Source organism: Pseudomonas sp. HD6515 (assembly GCF_024971855.1).
Classification (GTDB): Bacteria; Pseudomonadota; Gammaproteobacteria; order Pseudomonadales; family Pseudomonadaceae; genus Aquipseudomonas; species Aquipseudomonas alloputida.
Genome location: NZ_CP079827.1, coordinates 1,002,615 through 1,019,833, shown reverse-complemented (window position 1 = coordinate 1,019,833; position 17,219 = coordinate 1,002,615). Strand labels below are relative to the sequence as shown.

Sequence of the window (17,219 nt, the reverse complement as noted above, 5' to 3'; positions counted from 1 at the left end):
TCTAGTTGGCGATTATTTCGCTGGAGCCGTCTTCATGGGCTTTGATGGCCACCGGGAGGATGCTCGGCAAGGCCCGCAGCAGAGCGTCTGTATCGTTGGTACTGAAGGTACCGGACAGGCGCAGCCGGGCGACTTTCCCAGGGGCGACCCGCAATGGCTGGCGACGGTAGCGCGAGGTTTCGGCCACTACTTCGGCGAGGGTTGCGTTGTCGAACACCAGCTTGTCCTGTCGCCATGCGGTCATGGCGCCGGTGTTGACCGCATAGGGTGCGGCGACCAGGCCCTGTGCATCTATATGCGACCCCTGCCCGGCCGTCAGTAGCGCCGGCGAGTCGCCCTTGCCCTGCACCCGCACCGACCCCTGTTCCACCGCCACACGGGTGCTGGCTGGGTCCAGGCGGACGTCAAAGCGGGTACCTGTGACGATCACACTGCCCTGAGCAGTGTCGACCACAAATGGCCGGTTACTGTCATGGGCGACGCTGAACATCACTTCACCGGCGTTCAGGCGCACGTGCCGCCGGCCGGCGCTGAACTCGACCTGCAACTGCGTGTTGCCATTGAGCTCCAGATGCGAGCCATCCGGCAGTTCGACCTGACGGCGCTCATTGAAGGCCGTCTGCAGGCTGCCTTGATGGTTCAGTTGCAGGTGGTGCCAGCCGCCCCAGCCCAGGCCCAGCGCCACTACCGCGACACTGGCGGCCAACGCCTGACGCATGAAACGCCGTCGTGGCAGCTGCTGCACCGGGTCTGGCTGGCACAGCGCCTCCAGGTGCTGACGTGGAATGAAGTCGGCGGCCTGCCACACGCGGCAGAGATGCTCATATTCTTCCCGGTGGTGCTCGTCGCTCGCCAACCAGGCATGCAACTGCGTGTGCAGCCCGGCATCCCGAGGTGCATCCTGCACGCGGGCGAACCATGCGGCCGCCTGCTCGCGGACGGCATCGGTACCGTGCTGTTTCATCGAAAAGGTCTCCTGACTCTTCATGCCGACACATCCAGGTGCTCACGCAGGTGCCGGAGCGTGCGGATCATATACTTTTCGACCATGTTCTTGCTCAACCCCATGCGCTCGGCAATCTCGGCCTGGGTCAGGCCTTCGAGCTTCTGCCAGATGAACACCTGCCGGCAGTTGAGTGGCAGCTCGGCCAGAGCCCGCTCGACGCTGTCGGCCAGCTCCAGGGCATGCACGTAGGCTTCCGGGTCGCCACTGCCGGTTGCGCCTTCTTCGAAGGCTTCCCGCTCCAGGGCCTGGCGGCGGTCTTCGCGACGGAAGCCATCCACAGCGATGTTGCGCGCAGCCTGATGCAGGTAGGCGCGCGGCTGTTCAACCTGCTCGCGCGGGGTTTCCAGTACCCGGACAAAGGCATCGTGGGTGAGGTCCTCGGCCTGCTGACGACTGCGCAGCTTGCGCGTCCAGGTGCCGATCAGCTCATGGTAGTGGTCGAGGAAGCCTTTGTGTCCGGACACGGTCGGGGGTCATCAGGGAGGCAGATAAGGGTGCGAATAGTAATGTTTCGCATCAAAAGCAGCAAATCCGCCAGTCGGTAACAAAAAATTTATGGGCGATTTCCTGTACGGGGGTACCAGGAAAATGTGGCCATAAATATGAACACCTCCGGCCCTTTCGCGGGCAAGCCCGCCCCCACATGGAACGCGTATCCCCTGTAGGAGCGGGCTTGCCCGCGAAGGGCCCAACACGCTCCATTCCACAATTTTTTACGCTTGAAAGATCGCAGGGAACATCAGCCGGTCACACGAGTCGGTTATTCAAATGGCTGGTCGTCGATCCACGTCGATCACGCCCGGATTGCCTGTTGATTCTGCATTCTTCACGCCCTAAAGTGCGCGCCGAACGTCCATGCTGGAAACGATCCATCCGGCTCAAGTACTGAGTAGGCGAACCAAAGTGGGGATACGGAGGACGTTCAGTTTGCAGCCACTTAATCTTTCAGTTTGCCCATGGAGTCCCTGAGCATGTCGATCCAGGTCGAAGACTATTTCGCGCGTGAAACCTTCCAGAAAATGAAGGCGTTCGCTGACAAGCAGGAAACCCCGTTCGTACTCATCGACACCCAGATGATCAGCCAGGCGTACGACGACCTGCGCGCCGGTTTCGAATTTGCCAAGGTTTACTACGCGGTCAAGGCCAACCCGGCCGTTGAAATCATCGACCTGCTCAAAGAGAAAGGTTCGAGCTTCGACATCGCCTCGATCTACGAGCTGGACAAAGTGATGGGCCGCGGTGTCAGCGCCGACCGTATCAGCTACGGGAACACCATCAAGAAGTCCAAGGACATCCGCTACTTCTACGAGAAGGGCGTGCGCCTGTACGCCACCGACTCGGAAGCCGACCTGCGCAACATCGCCAAGGCCGCACCGGGCTCGAAAGTGTACGTGCGTATTCTGACTGAAGGCTCCACCACTGCCGACTGGCCACTGTCCCGCAAGTTCGGCTGCCAGACCGACATGGCCATGGACCTGCTGATCCTCGCCCGCGACCTGGGCCTGGTGCCTTATGGCATCTCCTTCCACGTGGGCTCGCAGCAACGCGACATCAGCGTATGGGACGCCGCCATCGCCAAGGTCAAGGTAATCTTCGAACGCCTGAAAGAAGAAGACGGCATCGAACTGAAGCTGATCAACATGGGTGGTGGCTTCCCGGCCAACTACATCACCCGTACCAACAGCCTGGAAACCTACGCCGAAGAAATCATCCGCTTCCTCAAGGAAGACTTCGGTGACGAACTGCCGGAAATCATCCTCGAGCCCGGCCGTTCGCTGATCGCCAACGCCGGTATCCTGGTCAGCGAAGTGGTGCTGGTCGCACGTAAGTCGCGTACCGCCGTCGAGCGCTGGATCTACACCGACGTGGGCAAGTTCTCCGGCCTGATCGAAACCATGGACGAAGCCATCAAGTTCCCGATCTGGACCGAGAAGAAAGGCGAAGCCGAGGAAGTGGTCATCGCCGGCCCGACCTGCGACAGCGCCGATATCATGTACGAGAACTACAAGTACGGGCTGCCGCTGAACCTGGCCATCGGTGACCGCCTGTACTGGCTGTCGACCGGCGCCTACACCACCAGCTACAGCGCAGTGGAATTCAACGGTTTCCCGCCGCTGAAGGCTTACTACCTGTAATGCACAACGGGGCCGAAAGGCCCCGTTTTCATGTGCGTGCTGTCGATGCTGGCCTCTTGGTGGGTAAACCGTACAACGGCCTGTGCCCAACCACCGATGCGTATGTAGGCGCGGGTTTACCCGCGAATACGGTGGAGGCGGCAACGGTGAACGGCCAGTGGAAATTGGCCAGCACAGTCAACCTCACTCACCACGCCGTTCGATCTCCTCGGCATAGCGCCCGGCAAAGGCCATGAGCATCGGCCCCGCCTTCTGCAAGGTCACCAGTGCAGCGCGCAGGAAGTTCATGTTGCCCTCGATCCGCGCCCGCTCCAACCAAGGCGCGGCCTCCGCCACCTGGCCACGTTCGACCAGCACCAGCGCCAGGCTGAACATCCCACGAAAATCCCCCGCCTCGGCCGAACGCCGATACCAGCGCACCGCCCGCGCCGGGCTGGGTGCCGTGGCAATGCCCTGCTCCAGGTAACGCCCATACAGGTTCATCGATTTGGCATGCCCCAGCTGCGCAGCCTTCTCGTAGCACATCAGTGCCTGCGCCTGATTGGCCGGCACCCCACGCCCGGTCGCCAGAAGGTTGCCCAGGTTATACAGGCCCCAGTCCAAACCCGAATCGGCCGCACGGGCGTAGTGAACGGCCGCCTGCACCAAACTCACCTCGCCGCCCCAGCCATGCTCCAGGCAACGCCCGAGCATGTTGTGCGCCATGGCACTGCCACCCTGTGCAGCGATACCGAACCAACGCCGGGCAACCGTGGCATCCTGCTGGATGCCACGCCCATCCAGCAGGATCTGCCCCAGCAGCAACTGCGCCTCGACCGCGCCCTGCCCCGCTGCCGCCAGAATCGCCTGGGCGGCCTTGCCGGGGGTTTCCTCGAGCATGGCCTGCAAGCCGGCCACATCCACCACTTCCTCACGTCGCAGCAGGTAGGACACGGCTCAGACCTCAGCCCAGCGGCGCAGCAAATTATGGTAGGTGCCCGTCAGCTGCAACAGCGAAGGATGGTCCGGCACATCGGCAGTCAGTTGCTGGATGGCGTTGTCCATCTCGAACAGCAGCGCCCGCTGGCTGTCATCGCGCACCAGGCTCTGGGTCCAGAAGAATGCGGCATAGCGTTGGCCACGGGTTACTGGGTTGACCTTGTGCAGGCTTGTGCCGGGGTACAGCACCATGTCACCGGCGGCCAGCTTGATCTGCTGCACGCCATAGGTGTCCTGGATCACCAGCTCACCGCCGTCGTAGCTTTCCGGGTCACTGAGGAACAGCGTGGAAGACAGGTCGGTACGCACCCGCTCCGGGCTGCCCTTGGGCTGGCGCAGGGCGTTGTCGATGTGGAAACCGAAGTTGCCGCCTTCGCGGTAGCAGTTGATCAGCGGCGGGAACACCTTGTGCGGCAAGGCTGCCGACATGAAGCGTGGGGTTTTCCACAGGCGGTCGATCAGCGCACTGCCGATTTCCTTGGCCAGCGCATGACCTTCCGGCAACTGCAGGTTGTGCTTGGCCTTGGCCGACTGATAACCCGCCGTAACCTTGCCATCGGCCCAGTCGGCCCGCTCCAGCGCCTCGCAGATACGGGCCAGTTCATCAGCGTCGAACAGGCCTGGGATGTGAAGCAGCATGGCAACGGCACCGTTAGGAAATGTAAAGGCGCAATGATATTGATTCCCTTTTGCGCTACACAAGCCCCATTCGCCACTTAAGACGTTTCAGCGGCATGAAACCGTAAAGACAAATTGTAAAGATTGTAAATTCTTCACGAATGGTAACGAGTCTCAATTGTTAGTCAAAATTGCTTACATTAAGATCCACCGCCTCAATACCTTGGGGAAGGTTCTTTGCAATGCGCCAGTACGTACCATCTGCTGTGAGTTCGCCACGCCTGATCGTGTCTGCCATCGGTGTCGCCCTGAGTGCCTCGTCGGTCTATGCCGCCGATCCGGCCGCCAGCAGCGCCATCACCCTCGATGCCACCAGCGTCAACGGCAAGGCTGAACAAGCCAGCACCGATTACAAGGTGGACAAGGCCGCCTCGCAGAAGTACACCGCGCCGCTGGTAGACACCCCGCGCTCGATAACCGTGATCCCGCAGCAAGTGATCAAGGACACCAACGCCCTGACCCTGCAGGATGCCCTGCGCACCGTGCCAGGCATTACTTTCGGCGCTGGCGAAGGCGGCAACCCACAAGGTGACCGCCCGTTCATCCGCGGCTTCGACGCCCAGGGCGATACTTACCTGGACGGCGTACGTGACACTGGCGCCCAAACCCGCGAAATCTTCGCCATCGAATCCGTTGAAGTGGCCAAGGGGCCGAACTCGGCCATCGGTGGCCGCGGCGCGGCCGGCGGTACCATCAACCTGGTAAGCAAACGCGCGCATCTGGGCAACTCGCTGGACGGCGCCTGGACCTGGGGCAGCGACCAGACCCAGCGCTACACCTTCGATGGCAACTACCAGTTCAGCGATACCGTTGCCGGTCGCCTGAACCTGATGACCCACGAAAGCAACGTCGCCGGCCGCGACAAGGTCAACTACGACCGCTGGGGTATCGCCCCGTCGCTGGCCTTTGGCCTGGGCACGCCGACCCGCGTCAACCTTGACTACTACCACCTGGAAAGCGACGACCTGCCGGATTCGGGTATCCCTTACAGCATCCCCGTTACTGGCAGCGCTGCCCGTACTTCGGCGCACCCGAGCAAGCCGATCGATGGCGGTGACAGCGACAACTTCTACGGCTTAACCGGTCGCGACTTCCGCAAGAGCCGCGTGGACATCGCCACTTTCGCCATCGAGCACGACCTGACCGACTCGCTGACCATCAAGAACACCCTGCGTCACGGCAACAGCATGCAAGACTACGTGCTGACCCAGCCGGATGACAGTGCCGGCAACGTGAACAACAACGGTGTATGGCGTCGTGCCAACACCCGCGTGGGTAACACCGCCACCACCACCAACCAGACCGACCTGTTCGGCGAGTTCTTCGTCGGCGGTTTCAAAAACAACTTCTCGACCGGTATCGAACTCACCAAGGAAGAATCCGACCGCCAGAGCTACACCGTCACGCCAAACAGCAAGCTCACCTGCACCGGGCCTGGCAATGGTGGTAGCTGCACCTCACTGAGCGACCCTAACCCGGACGACACTTGGGACGGCACTGTCTCGCGCAACTACGCCGGCACCAAGACCAGCGGCAAGACCCGAGCGATCTATGTCTTCGACACATTGGAGCTCACACCCCAATGGCTGCTGAACATGGGCCTGCGTTACGACCATTTCGATACCAAGTTCCGCACCTACGACGCCAGCGGCGCAACCGTCTTGAACAAGAACGGCGTACCCACCAAAGGTCGCGACAAAAGCGAATTCTTCACGGGCCAGCTGGGTCTGGTGTGGAAGCCAGCCGAGAACGGTAGCATCTATATTTCCTACGCCACCTCGGCGACACCGCCAGGCGCAATGCTCGGCGAAGGTACTGAGACCAACTCACTGCCAGGTACAACCGACCGCAGCGGCAATATTCTGGGCAGCGACCTGGAACCAGAAGAAACCACCAACTACGAAATCGGTACCAAGTGGGACTTACTGGACGAACGCTTGTCGCTGGCAGCGGCGCTTTTCCGCACTGAGAAGGAAAACGCCCGCGTTCAGGTGGACACCACTACCTACGAGAACGTCGGCGAAACTCGCGTGCAGGGTATCGAACTGTCGGCCAGCGGCAAGCTGACCGACAAGTGGCAGGTGTTCGCCGGCTACACCTACATGCAGGCTCGCCAGATCGACGGCGGCCCGGTGGGCAAGGCCAACGACGGCAACCAGCTGCCGAACACGCCAAACAACAGCGCCAGCCTGTGGACCACCTACTCGATCACGCCAAAGCTGACCGTTGGCGGTGGTGCGTTCTACGTGGATGACGTGTACGGCAGCGTGGCCAACACCACCATGGTCGACAGCTACGTACGCTACGACGCCATGGCCGCCTACAAGCTGACCAAGAACGTCGACCTGCAACTGAACGTGCAGAACCTGACCAACGAGGTGTACTACGACAAGGCCTTCTCCACCCACTTCGCCAACCAGGCGGCCGGGCGGACGGCACTGCTGACCACCAGCGTGCACTTCTGATGTCTGGGTTGGGTTGATCTGTTGAAGGGCTGCGCCTGTGCGGGCCCTTTCGCGGCCAAAGCCGCTCCTGCGTTGCCGGTGCAGGAGCGGCCTTAGCCGCGAAGAGGCCCGCACAGACAACACGAAAAGCAGCCCACCTGGCCCCGTTCATTCCTGTGAGCGGGGCTTTTGCGTATCAAGGCATAATGCACGCCGCGCGGGTCGCGGCAGCAACTCAAGGTGAGAAACGTGGTGAAGAAGACGCTGTTCCAATTGCACTGGTTCTTTGGCATCACCGCTGGCCTGGTGCTGGCCTTGATGGGCATTACCGGGGCGCTGTACTCGTTCCAGGAAGAACTGCTGCGCGCATTCAATGCCGATGTACTCAAGGTAGAAGTACGCGCCGAAGGCGTGCTACCGCCGGCCGAGCTGGTTAAGCGGGTCGAAGCCCAGCAACACGACAAAGTCTCGATGCTGTGGGTCGACGTGCGCGAAGGCAACGCTGCACGGATCTTCTTCATGCCCGCACCGGGCGAACGCCGTGGCGAGCTGCGCTATGCCGACCCGTACACCGGCGAACTCAAGGGCGAAGCGGCCGGGCAAGGCTTCTTCAACCTCATGCTCAAGCTGCACCGCTTCCTCGCCATGGGCGATACTGGCCGGCAAATCACCGGGGCCTGCACCCTGATGCTGGTGTTCTTCTGCCTGTCCGGCCTTTACCTGCGCTGGCCGCGTAAAGCGCTGGACTGGCGCACCTGGCTGACCTTCGACTGGGCCAAGAAAGGCCGCGCCTTCAACTGGGACCTGCACGCCGTTGCCGGCACCTGGTGCCTGCTGTTCTATCTTCTGTTCGCCCTGACCGGGCTGTTCTGGTCCTATGAGTGGTACCGTGAAGGCCTGAACAAGCTGCTGGCCGACGCGCCAGCCGCGGGCCAGCAGCAAAAACGAGGTGAAGGCCGTGGCCGGCACGGGCCGCAAACAGTCGACAAGAATGCGCCACCGCTGGTGGTGGACTACGACGCCATCTGGGCCAACCTCCAGGAGGCCGCAGGCCCAGGCCTGTCCACCTACAACCTGCGCCTGCCACCTGCTGGCGGTCAGCCGGCCAACCTGTTCTACCTGCTCGACAACGCCGCGCACCCACGTGCCTTCAATACCCTGGTCCTTGACCCGGCCACCGGCCAAGTTAAGAAGCACGATCGCTACACCGACAAGTCATTCAAGGCGCAGTTGCTGCAGAGTGTTTACGCCTTGCACGTCGGCGAATACTTCGGCTTGCCGGGGCGCATCATCGTCACCATCGCCAGCCTCACCATGCCGTTGTTCTTCGTCACCGGCTGGCTGCTGTACCTCGACCGCCGCCGCAAGAAACGTCAGGTGCGCGCAGCCCGTGGCAACGTCGCCAACAGCGGCACTGGCGACGGCTGGCTGATCGGCTTCGCCAGCCAGAGTGGCTTTGCCGAACAGTTGGCCTGGCAGAGTGCCGAGCAGCTGCAGGCAGCTGGCCAGCCCGTTCAAGTGCGCGCCCTTGCCGAGCTGGGTGAAAACGACCTGCGCCAGGCCCATCGCGCGCTCTTCGTGGTGAGTACATTCGGCGACGGCGAAGCGCCCGACAGCGCTCGCGTCTTTGAGCGCAAGGTGCTCGGCCAGCCTTGGGCACTGAACAACCTCAACTATGCCCTGCTCGCCCTCGGTGATCGTCAGTACCCGCACTTCTGCGGTTTCGCTCGTCGTCTCCAGGCGTGGCTGGGGGAGCGCGGTGCCAGCAGTGCATTCAGCCCGGTGGAAGTGGACAACGCCGACCAGGCCGCCCTGCAGCAATGGCAGCAGGAACTGGCGCAACTGACGGGCGTCCAGCCGGTGGCCGCCTGGCAGCCGCCAACCTTTGCCAACTGGTCGCTGGTGCGCCGCAAACTGCTCAACCCCGGCAGCCAAGGCCAACCGGTGTACCTGCTTGGCCTGCAGGCTGCAGAACCTGCGAGCTGGGAAGCCGGCGACCTGGTGGAGGTACTGCCGCTGAATGGGCAGCCACGGATCGACGCGTTCCTCAAGGGCATGGCACTGGACGCCAGCAGCCAGGTGCAGGTGAATGGCCTGAGCGAAACCCTTGCCCAGGCACTCGCTGGCCGCCAACTGCCGACGCGCCGCGACCACCTGATCGGCTTGCAGCCACAAGCGCTGGTCGATGCACTGGTGCCAATCGGTTGCCGCGAGTACTCCATTGCCTCGATCGCCAGCGATGGTGTGCTGGAGCTGATCGTGCGCCAGGAACGCCACCCCGACGGCAGCCTTGGCTTGGGCTCTGGCTGGCTGACCGAATACCTGCCAATGAATGGCACCCTGAGCCTGCGCCTGCGGCGTAACAGTGGCTTCCATCTGCCTGAGGCTGCTGCGCCGATGATCCTGATCGGCAACGGCACTGGCCTGGCGGGCCTTCGCAGCCTGTTGCGCGCGCGGGTCAATGCCGGTGAGCAGCGCAACTGGCTGTTGTTCGGCGAGCGTAATCGGGCGCATGACTTGCTGTGTGGCGATGAGCTGCACGCTTGGCTGGACAACGGTGACCTGGCACGGCTGGACCTGGCGTTCTCGCGCGATCAGGCTGAGAAGGTGTATGTGCAGGACGTGATGCTGGAGCAGGCCGAGGACTTCAAGCGCTGGGTGGCCGACGGGGCTTGCGTGTATGTCTGCGGCAGCCTGCAAGGCATGGCGGCGGGGGTGGATGCGGCGCTCAAAGGCATGCTGGGTGAAGCTGCTGTACAGCAGTTGATCGAGGATGGGCGGTATCGGCGGGATGTGTATTGATCGGTGTGTAGGAGCGGGTTTACCGGCGAATACGGTGGCGGCGGCAACGGTGAACGGCCGGTGGAAATTGGCCAGCAGGGCCGGCCTCTTCGCGGGTAAACCCGCTCCTACGACGGCCTTTCCCCAACCACCGATACGTGTGTAGGCGCGGGTTTACCCGCGAATACGGTGGCGGCGGCAACGGTGAACGTCGGATGGAAATTGGCCAGCAGGGCCGGCCCTTTCGCGGGTGAACCCGCTCCTACACAACGGCCTGTGACCCGCCGATACGTGTGTAGGCGCGGTTTTCCCGCGAATACGGTGGCGGCGGCAATGGTGAACGACAGGTGGAAATTGGCCAGCAGGCCGGCCCTTTCGCGGGCAAGCCCGCGAAGAAGCCGGCCCTGCTGTCAGTGCAGCTCGAAGGTATCGGCATCCAGGTTGGCCGGGAACTTGGCCCGGTACGCCGCCAGTTCCGCCGCGCTCAATACTGCAGTGAACACCCCGTCCGCCTCCCCGGCACTGAGCAGGCTCTCACCCTGGAAATCCAGCACCTGGCTGTCACCAGAATAAGCAAAGCCTTTACCGTCCGTGCCCACTCGATTCACCGCCGCCACATAGCACAGGTTCTCGATCCCCCGCGCCGGTAGCAGGCGGTTCCAGTGCTGGCGACGCGCGGCCGGCCAGTTGGCGGTGTACAGCAGCAGGTCGGTGTCCTGGGCGTCACGGCTCCACACAGGGAAGCGCAGGTCGTAGCAGATCAGCGGGCGAATCCGCCAGCCCTTGACCTCGAACTGCACCTGCCGCTCGCCTGGGGTGTAATGTTTGTGCTCACCGGCCATGCGGAACAGGTGGCGCTTGTCGTAGTGCAGAATCTCGCCGTCCGGCCGCGCCCACAACAGGCGGTTGCGGTGGCTGCCATCGGCGGCCTGGATGATCACACTGCCGGTAATCACCGCGTTGTGCTTCTTGGCCTGTGCCTTCAGCCATTTGTAGGTCGGACCGTTCTCCGGCTCGCACAGGCTTTCCGATTGCATCGAAAAACCGGTGGTAAACATTTCCGGCAGGATCACCAGGTCAACCTCACCCACCTGCTCCAGCAGCACCTCGAAGTGCGCATAGTTGGCCTCGCGGTCGTGCCAGGCCAAGGTGGTTTGCACCAGAGCGACTTTCAGGTTCGGCAGTGTACTCAGATCGCGCATAGTCTTTCCGCTGCCTGACGCAGCGTCTCCTCTCGTTTGGCAAAGCACAGGCGCACCAGGCGTTGCTCGGGGATGGGTTGCTGGTAGAACACCGATACCGGGATGGTCGCCACGCCGTGCTCACGCGTCAGCCACAGCGACATGTCGACATCGTTCAGGTCCGGACGGATTTGCGAATAGTCCACCAGCTGGAAATAAGTGCCCGTCGTGCGGGTAAAGTTGAAACGCGAACCGTCCAGCAAACCGCAGAACAGGTCGCGCTTGGCCTGGTAGAAGGCCGGCAACTCATCAATATGCTCGGGGTGCCCGGCCATGAAGTCGGCCAAAGCACACTGCAGCGGCGTCACGCCACAGAAGTTGACGTACTGGTGCACTTTGCGCAGCTCGGCGCTCAAGGCTGGCGGTGCGATCACGTAACCGGTCTTCCAGCCGGTAACGTGGTACGTCTTGCCGAAGGAACTGACCACGAAGGCACGTGAGTACAACTGCTCATGGGCCAGCACACTGGCGTGGCGTACGCCGTCGTAGACCAGGTGCTCGTACACTTCATCGCTGACCAGGTAGATATCGCGGTCGGCAATAAGTGCGGCCAACTGGTCGAGGTCTTCGCGGGTGATCAACGCGCCGCTGGGGTTGTGTGGCGAGTTGAGGATGACCATGCGCGTGCGCGGGCTCAAAGCATCGCTGAATTTCTGCCAGTCGATACGGAAGTCGCCGTCGCTCAACTGCACATGTACACAGCGGCCCCCGGCCAGCTCCACGGACGGCTCGTAACTGTCGTAGCAGGGGTCGAAGACGATCACTTCGTCACCGGCATGCACCACCGCCTGGATGGCACAGAAAATAGCCTCGGTGGCGCCGGGGGTGATAGTCACTTCCTGATCGGCGTCCACCCTGGCCCCATACAGCCGCTCGACCTTGGCCGCTACCTGCTGGCGCAAGGCCGGCAGGCCGGTCATCGGCGAATACTGGTTATGCCCGGCAGCCACGTGCCGGCCCACTGCATCGAGCAGGGCCTGGGGGCCATTGAAGTCAGGAAAGCCCTGGGACAGGTTGAGCGCGCCAGTCTGCACGGCGAGCTGGGACATGGTGGTGAAGATGGTCGTGCCGACATTCGGCAGTTTGCTGCGGATCATGGAGCCCTCTTTCCTGGGGTATATCCGGCACGGGGTGGAGTCCGAGCATAGCGGATCGAGCGGTCAGGAAAAAGGTTGAAACAATAGGGGGATTGCTCTGGATCAAAGGGCATCTGTGGGGGCAGCCTTGCCCGCCCCCACATGGCGCTACTTAGCGTTTGTCGCGACGCTTCTTCTCGGCCTTCTTGTGGTGCGACATCAGGCGGCGTTTCTTGTTGACCTGGCGATCGGTAAGGGTGTTCTTCTTACCCTCGTACGGGTTCTCACCACCCTTGTACTCGATACGAATCGGCGTACCGACCAGTTTGAGCACCCGGCGATAGGTGTTTTCCAGGTAACGCGAGTACGACTTGGGAATGCTGTCGGTCTGGTTGCCGTGGATCACGATGAGCGGCGGGTTGGCACCGCCGAGGTGGGCATAGCGCAGCTTGATGCGGCGACCATTGACCATCGGCGGCTGGTGCTCGCTCACGGCATCTTCGAGGATCTGCGTCAGGCGGCTGGTCGGCCAGCGGGTGACCGCGGACTGGAACGCAGCCTGCACCGACTTGTACAAGTTGCCCACGCCCGTGCCATGCAGCGCAGAAATGAAGTGGATGTCAGCAAAATCGACGAAGAACAGCCGACGCTCCAGCTCGGTCTTCACGTAGGCGCGCTCACCCGGCTCCATGCCATCCCACTTGTTCAGGGCAATGACGATGGCGCGACCGGCTTCAAGGGCAAAGCCCAGCAGGTTCAGGTCATGGTCGACCACACCTTCACGGGCATCCATGACGAAGATGACGACGTTGGCGTCCTTGATCGCCTGCAGCGTCTTCACCACCGAGAACTTCTCGACTTCCTCGTGGATCTTGCCACGCTTGCGCACACCGGCGGTGTCGATGAAGGTGTACTTGTCACCATCACGCTCGAACGGGATGTAGATACTGTCACGGGTAGTACCCGGCTCGTCGTAGACCACCACACGCTCCTCGCCGAGCATGCGGTTGACCAGCGTCGACTTGCCAACGTTCGGGCGGCCGATGATGGCGATCTTGATGCCATCCTTCTCGCTTGGGCCAGGAATGCGCACGGCTTCCTCACCTTCAGCAACGTCCTGTTCGAGGGCTTCGTCTTCGGCATCACGCGGCAGGTGACCGAGCACGGCCTCCATCAAGGCGCTGATACCCCGGCCCTGGGAGCCTGCCACCGGAATGGCGTTGCCCATGCCCATTGGCGAGAATTCGGCGCGGGCAACGTCGGGGTCGATGTTGTCGATCTTGTTGGCAACCAGGATCGCGGCCTTGTTCCGCTTGCGCAGGTGCTCGGCGATCATCTGGTCTGCTGCGGTCATGCCCGCTCGGGCATCAACCAGAAACAGCACGTAGTCGGCTTCTTCGATGGCCATGAGCGACTGCTCGGCCATTTTTTCGTCCATGCCCACTTCGTCACCGGTGATACCACCGGTGTCGATCAGGATGAAGGAACGACCCTGCCAGCTGGCATCACCATACTGGCGGTCACGGGTCAGGCCCGACAGGTCACCGACGATGGCATCGCGGGTCTTGGTCAGGCGGTTGAACATGGTGGATTTGCCGACGTTCGGGCGGCCCACCAGGGCAATTACGGGAACCATCGGCTCTCCACTCTCGAATTCTTGAAAATGCAAAGGCCGCTGCAAGGCAGCGGCCGGAGTTTGGGCGGCGTGTCCTACGCCGCGGCTTGAAGCCCGCCAAGGCTTCAAGCATAGCTTCAGCGGATGGTCAGTGCCTCGAGCTTGCCGCTGTTGCCGAAGACATAGATGGTGTCACCGACCACAAGTGGGCGGGCGCGCAGGCCATCGCTGTCGATACGCTCACGGCCGACGAAGCGGCCATCCACCTGGCTCAGCAGGTGCAGGTAACCTTCAAAGTCACCCACAGCCACGTAGCTGCTGAACACTTCAGGGGCGGTCAACTGGCGGCGAGCCATGCTGTCGTTGCTCCACAGGGCACTGGAAGAGCGCTCATCCACACTTTCCACGGTACCCGAGGCTTCACTGACGTAGACGTTACCGAAGCCCTGGGCGACACCCACATAGCTGGAAGCATCGCGCTGCCACAGCTCGCGGCCGCTTTCCAGGTCCAGGCCCGCTACACGGCCCTGGTAGGTGCTGACGTACAGGGTACCACCAGACAGCAGCAAGCCGCCGTCGATATCAACCACACGGTCCAGCTCGGAACGGCCCTTCGGGATGGCCACGCGGCTTTCCCACACCGGCACACCGTTGTTGATGTCAACCGCGACCACTTTGCCGGTGGACAGGCCGGCAACCGCCAGGCGGTTGGTGGCGATCGGCGCACCGGTGCCACGCAGCGTCAGCACGGCCGGGGAGTTTTCGTAGATCCAACGGCGGTCGCCAGTGGCGGCATCCAGGCCGATCAGGCGGTCGTCCTGGGTCTGCACCACCACCACGTCACCGTTGTTGGCAGGTGGGGCCAGCACTTCGCTGGTCACGCGCGAGCGCCAACGCTCCTCACCGGTGCTGGAGTCCAGAGCAATGACTTCACCCTTGAGGGTACCGAGCATGACCAGGCCATAGCCTACGCCAACTGCACCGGAAACCTGCAGCTCCAGGTCCTTCTTCCACACCACGTCACCCGTGATGCGGTCGAGGGCGAAGACTTCGCCGTTGACGTCGGAAGCGTAGATACGGTCGTTCTCGATGGCCGGTACCAGGGTGTTGTAGGTTTCACCCTGGCCGTCACCGATCGAACGGCTCCACTGCTTCTTCAGCACCACTTCCTCGGTGAACTTGGTCAGCTCGGCCGGGGGCAGTTCCTTCTTGCTGTTGCTGCTGCAACCTGCGGCCAGTACGGCCAGGGTCAGCACTGCTGCATGTTTCCAACCGATCACTTACGCGTCCCCTTTAGCCAGGTCATCCAGCTTCAATTGCAGGCCACCGACCGCCGCGTCATCGGACAGCGCAGCCTTGGCTTTTTCGTAAGCGCTGTGTGCGTCGTCGGCGCGACCCAGCTGCACCAGCAGGTCACCCTTCAACTCTTCACGGCTGGCCAGGAAGGCTTTGTCGGCGTCGCCGTCGAGCAACTTGAGGGCATCCTCGGCCTTGTTCTGGGCTGCCAGTACGCGCGCCAGACGCTGACGCGAAATCTCGCCCAAGGTAACGTCGGCCGGTTTATCCAGCACGCTTTTCAGCTCGGCTGCGGCGTCATCGAGCTTGCCGCTGTCGACAGCGACCTTGGCCACGAACAGGCTGCCGTACTGGGCGTAAGCGGTGCCGCCAAACTCGCTCTTGAGCTTGCCGGCCAGTTCCGCGACCTTGGTGGCGTCCGGCTGGCCGGTCGGTGTCAGGCTGGTTTCAATCAGCGCCTGATACAACTGCGAGGCACCTTGCGACTGGTTGGTCTGGTACTTGTGCCAGGTATTCCAGCCCAACACCACCACGCCAGCCAGCAATGCACCGGTCAGCAGCGGCTTGCCGTTGCGGTTCCACCAGTCCTTGACCCCTGCCAGGTCATCATCATCGGTACTCGACACCCCAATACTCCTTTTCGCCTATTCGCTTGTTGAACCGCGTTACGCCTGCGCGATCGCGGTTTCCAGGTGCTCTGCAAGAGCATCCCAGGCAATGTTCTGTTGTTCGCCCTGGCCACGCAGGGGCTTCAAGCCGATCTCTTGCTTGGCCAGCTCGTCGTCGCCGAGGATCAGGGCGAACAGTGCACCGCTCTTGTCGGCTTTCTTGAACTGGCTCTTGAAGCTGCCACCCCCGGCGTTGACAGCCAGGCGCAGGCCCGGCAAGCGGTCGCGCAAGCCTTCGGACAGGCGCAGGCCTGCCAGCTCCGCCTGCTCGCCAAAGGCGCACAGGTAAACGTCGATCTGACGGCTGATGGACTCCGGCACCTTGCCCAAGGTTTCCAACAGCAGGATCAGGCGCTCGATGCCCATGGCGAAACCAACGCCAGTGGTCGGCTTGCCACCCATCTGTTCGACCAGGCCGTCGTAACGGCCACCCGCGCACACCGTGCCCTGGGCGCCGAGCTTGTCGGTTACCCACTCGAACACGGTCTTGCTGTAATAGTCCAGGCCACGTACCAGCTTGGTGTTGATCACGAACGGAATACCGGCGGCGTCCAGGCGGGCCTTGAGGCCTTCGAAGTGCACGCGCGACTCTTCGTCCAGGTAGTCTTCCAGCTTCGGCGCGCCGACCAACACCGCCTGGGTGTTCTGGTCTTTGCTGTCGAGGATGCGCAGCGGGTTGCTCTTCAGGCGGCGCTGGCTGTCTTCGTCCAGTTGCTCCAGGCGCGCCGAGAGGAACTCGACCAGCGCGTCACGGTAGCGTGCGCGGGCTTCACTGGTGCCCAGGCTGTTGAGCTCCAGCTTGACCGCGTCCTGGATGCCCAGCAGGCCCCACAGGCGCCAGGTCAGCATGATCAGCTCGGCATCGATGTCCGGGCCGTCCAGGTTGAACACTTCCACGCCAATCTGGTGGAACTGACGGTAGCGGCCCTTCTGTGGGCGCTCGTGGCGGAACATCTGGCCGATGTACCACAGCTTCTGCACCTGACCGTTGCCGGTGATGCCGTGCTCGAGCACCGCTCGCACGCAGGCCGCGGTGCCTTCAGGGCGCAGGGTCAGCGAATCACCGTTGCGGTCCTCGAAGGTGTACATCTCTTTTTCGACGATGTCGGTCACTTCACCGATCGAGCGTTTGAACAGCTCGGTGAACTCGACGATCGGCGTGCGGATCTGGCTGTACCCGTAGGTGTCCAGCAGCCCGGCCACGGTGCCTTCGAAGTAGCGCCACAGCGGCGACTGTTCTGGCAGGATGTCGTTCATGCCACGGATGGCTTGCAGCGATTTGCTCACGAAAAGTCCTTACG

The 17,219-nt window shown here is 62.3% G+C and carries 13 protein-coding genes; 3 read left to right on the top strand and 10 right to left on the bottom strand.

The genetic code is table 11. The features are described 5' to 3' along the window. Position 1: 1 nt before the first annotated feature. Positions 2-964 carry a FecR family protein gene (locus KW568_RS04755; RefSeq protein WP_004577173.1) on the bottom strand — a complete coding sequence of 321 codons (963 nt, stop codon included), beginning with the start codon at positions 962-964 and terminating at the stop codon, positions 2-4. Positions 965-984: 20 nt separating this feature from the next. Continuing rightward, entirely contained in the window at positions 985-1,470 is a 486-nt protein-coding gene (locus tag KW568_RS04750; protein ID WP_003248496.1) for an RNA polymerase sigma factor, read from the bottom strand. Positions 1,471-1,977: 507 nt separating this feature from the next. Here KW568_RS04750 and KW568_RS04745 point away from each other — a divergent pair. Then, positions 1,978-3,141, top strand: a complete 1,164-nt coding sequence (locus KW568_RS04745) for a type III PLP-dependent enzyme (protein ID WP_003248498.1) — start codon at positions 1,978-1,980, stop codon at positions 3,139-3,141. Between the two features lie 183 nt (positions 3,142-3,324). On the opposite strand, the gene KW568_RS04740 is transcribed toward KW568_RS04745, so the two are convergent. After that, the gene (locus KW568_RS04740; protein ID WP_004577174.1) at positions 3,325-4,074 is read right to left on the bottom strand and encodes a tetratricopeptide repeat protein; all 750 of its coding nucleotides are present in this window, start codon (positions 4,072-4,074) and stop codon (positions 3,325-3,327) included. A 3-nt stretch (positions 4,075-4,077) separates the two neighbouring features. Next, positions 4,078-4,758 (bottom strand): Fe2+-dependent dioxygenase, encoded by a 681-nt coding sequence (locus KW568_RS04735; protein WP_004577175.1) that lies wholly within the window; start codon positions 4,756-4,758, stop codon positions 4,078-4,080. Positions 4,759-4,979: 221 nt separating this feature from the next. On the opposite strand from KW568_RS04735, the gene KW568_RS04730 reads away from it, so the two are divergent. Next, positions 4,980-7,262, top strand: a complete 2,283-nt coding sequence (locus KW568_RS04730) for a TonB-dependent siderophore receptor (RefSeq protein WP_004577176.1) — start codon at positions 4,980-4,982, stop codon at positions 7,260-7,262. A gap of 228 nt (positions 7,263-7,490) precedes the next feature. Continuing rightward, positions 7,491-10,043: a sulfite reductase flavoprotein subunit alpha gene (locus KW568_RS04725; protein WP_033726950.1), complete on the top strand. Its 2,553-nt coding sequence runs from the start codon at positions 7,491-7,493 to the stop codon at positions 10,041-10,043. 389 nt (positions 10,044-10,432) lie between these two features. Here KW568_RS04725 and KW568_RS04720 read toward each other — a convergent pair whose 3' ends face one another. The 6 genes from KW568_RS04720 to hisS form a co-directional block, all read right to left on the bottom strand. After that, entirely contained in the window at positions 10,433-11,224 is a 792-nt protein-coding gene (locus KW568_RS04720) for an amidohydrolase (protein ID WP_003248510.1), read from the bottom strand. Continuing rightward, entirely contained in the window at positions 11,212-12,360 is a 1,149-nt protein-coding gene (locus KW568_RS04715) for a pyridoxal phosphate-dependent aminotransferase (RefSeq protein ID WP_003248511.1), read from the bottom strand. Before KW568_RS04715 ends, KW568_RS04720 begins: the two co-directional genes overlap by 13 nt. Positions 12,361-12,511: 151 nt before the next feature. Beyond that, positions 12,512-13,975, bottom strand: a complete 1,464-nt coding sequence (der, locus tag KW568_RS04710) for a ribosome biogenesis GTPase Der (RefSeq protein ID WP_003248512.1) — start codon at positions 13,973-13,975, stop codon at positions 12,512-12,514. Positions 13,976-14,091: 116 nt separating this feature from the next. Then, positions 14,092-15,234 carry an outer membrane protein assembly factor BamB gene (gene bamB, locus KW568_RS04705; RefSeq protein ID WP_004576298.1) on the bottom strand — a complete coding sequence of 381 codons (1,143 nt, stop codon included), beginning with the start codon at positions 15,232-15,234 and terminating at the stop codon, positions 14,092-14,094. Further along, positions 15,235-15,876 (bottom strand): tetratricopeptide repeat protein, encoded by a 642-nt coding sequence (locus KW568_RS04700; RefSeq protein WP_003248514.1) that lies wholly within the window; start codon positions 15,874-15,876, stop codon positions 15,235-15,237. Between the two features lie 39 nt (positions 15,877-15,915). Continuing rightward, positions 15,916-17,205: a histidine--tRNA ligase gene (gene hisS / locus KW568_RS04695; RefSeq protein ID WP_003248516.1), complete on the bottom strand. Its 1,290-nt coding sequence runs from the start codon at positions 17,203-17,205 to the stop codon at positions 15,916-15,918. Between the last annotated feature and the right edge of the window lie 14 nt (positions 17,206-17,219).

What these genes read in the sequence shown, in the direction of transcription:
- der (WP_003248512.1), bottom strand. Translation starts at nt 13,975, where the DNA reads ATGGTTCCCGTAATTGCCCTGGTGGGCCGCCCGAACGTCGGCAAATCC.
- KW568_RS04715 (WP_003248511.1), bottom strand. Translation starts at nt 12,360, where the DNA reads ATGATCCGCAGCAAACTGCCGAATGTCGGCACGACCATCTTCACCACC.
- KW568_RS04730 (WP_004577176.1), top strand. Translation starts at nt 4,980, where the DNA reads ATGCGCCAGTACGTACCATCTGCTGTGAGTTCGCCACGCCTGATCGTG.
- KW568_RS04745 (WP_003248498.1), top strand. Translation starts at nt 1,978, where the DNA reads ATGTCGATCCAGGTCGAAGACTATTTCGCGCGTGAAACCTTCCAGAAA.
- KW568_RS04755 (WP_004577173.1), bottom strand. Translation starts at nt 964, where the DNA reads ATGAAACAGCACGGTACCGATGCCGTCCGCGAGCAGGCGGCCGCATGG.
- KW568_RS04735 (WP_004577175.1), bottom strand. Translation starts at nt 4,758, where the DNA reads ATGCTGCTTCACATCCCAGGCCTGTTCGACGCTGATGAACTGGCCCGT.
- KW568_RS04720 (WP_003248510.1), bottom strand. Translation starts at nt 11,224, where the DNA reads ATGCGCGATCTGAGTACACTGCCGAACCTGAAAGTCGCTCTGGTGCAA.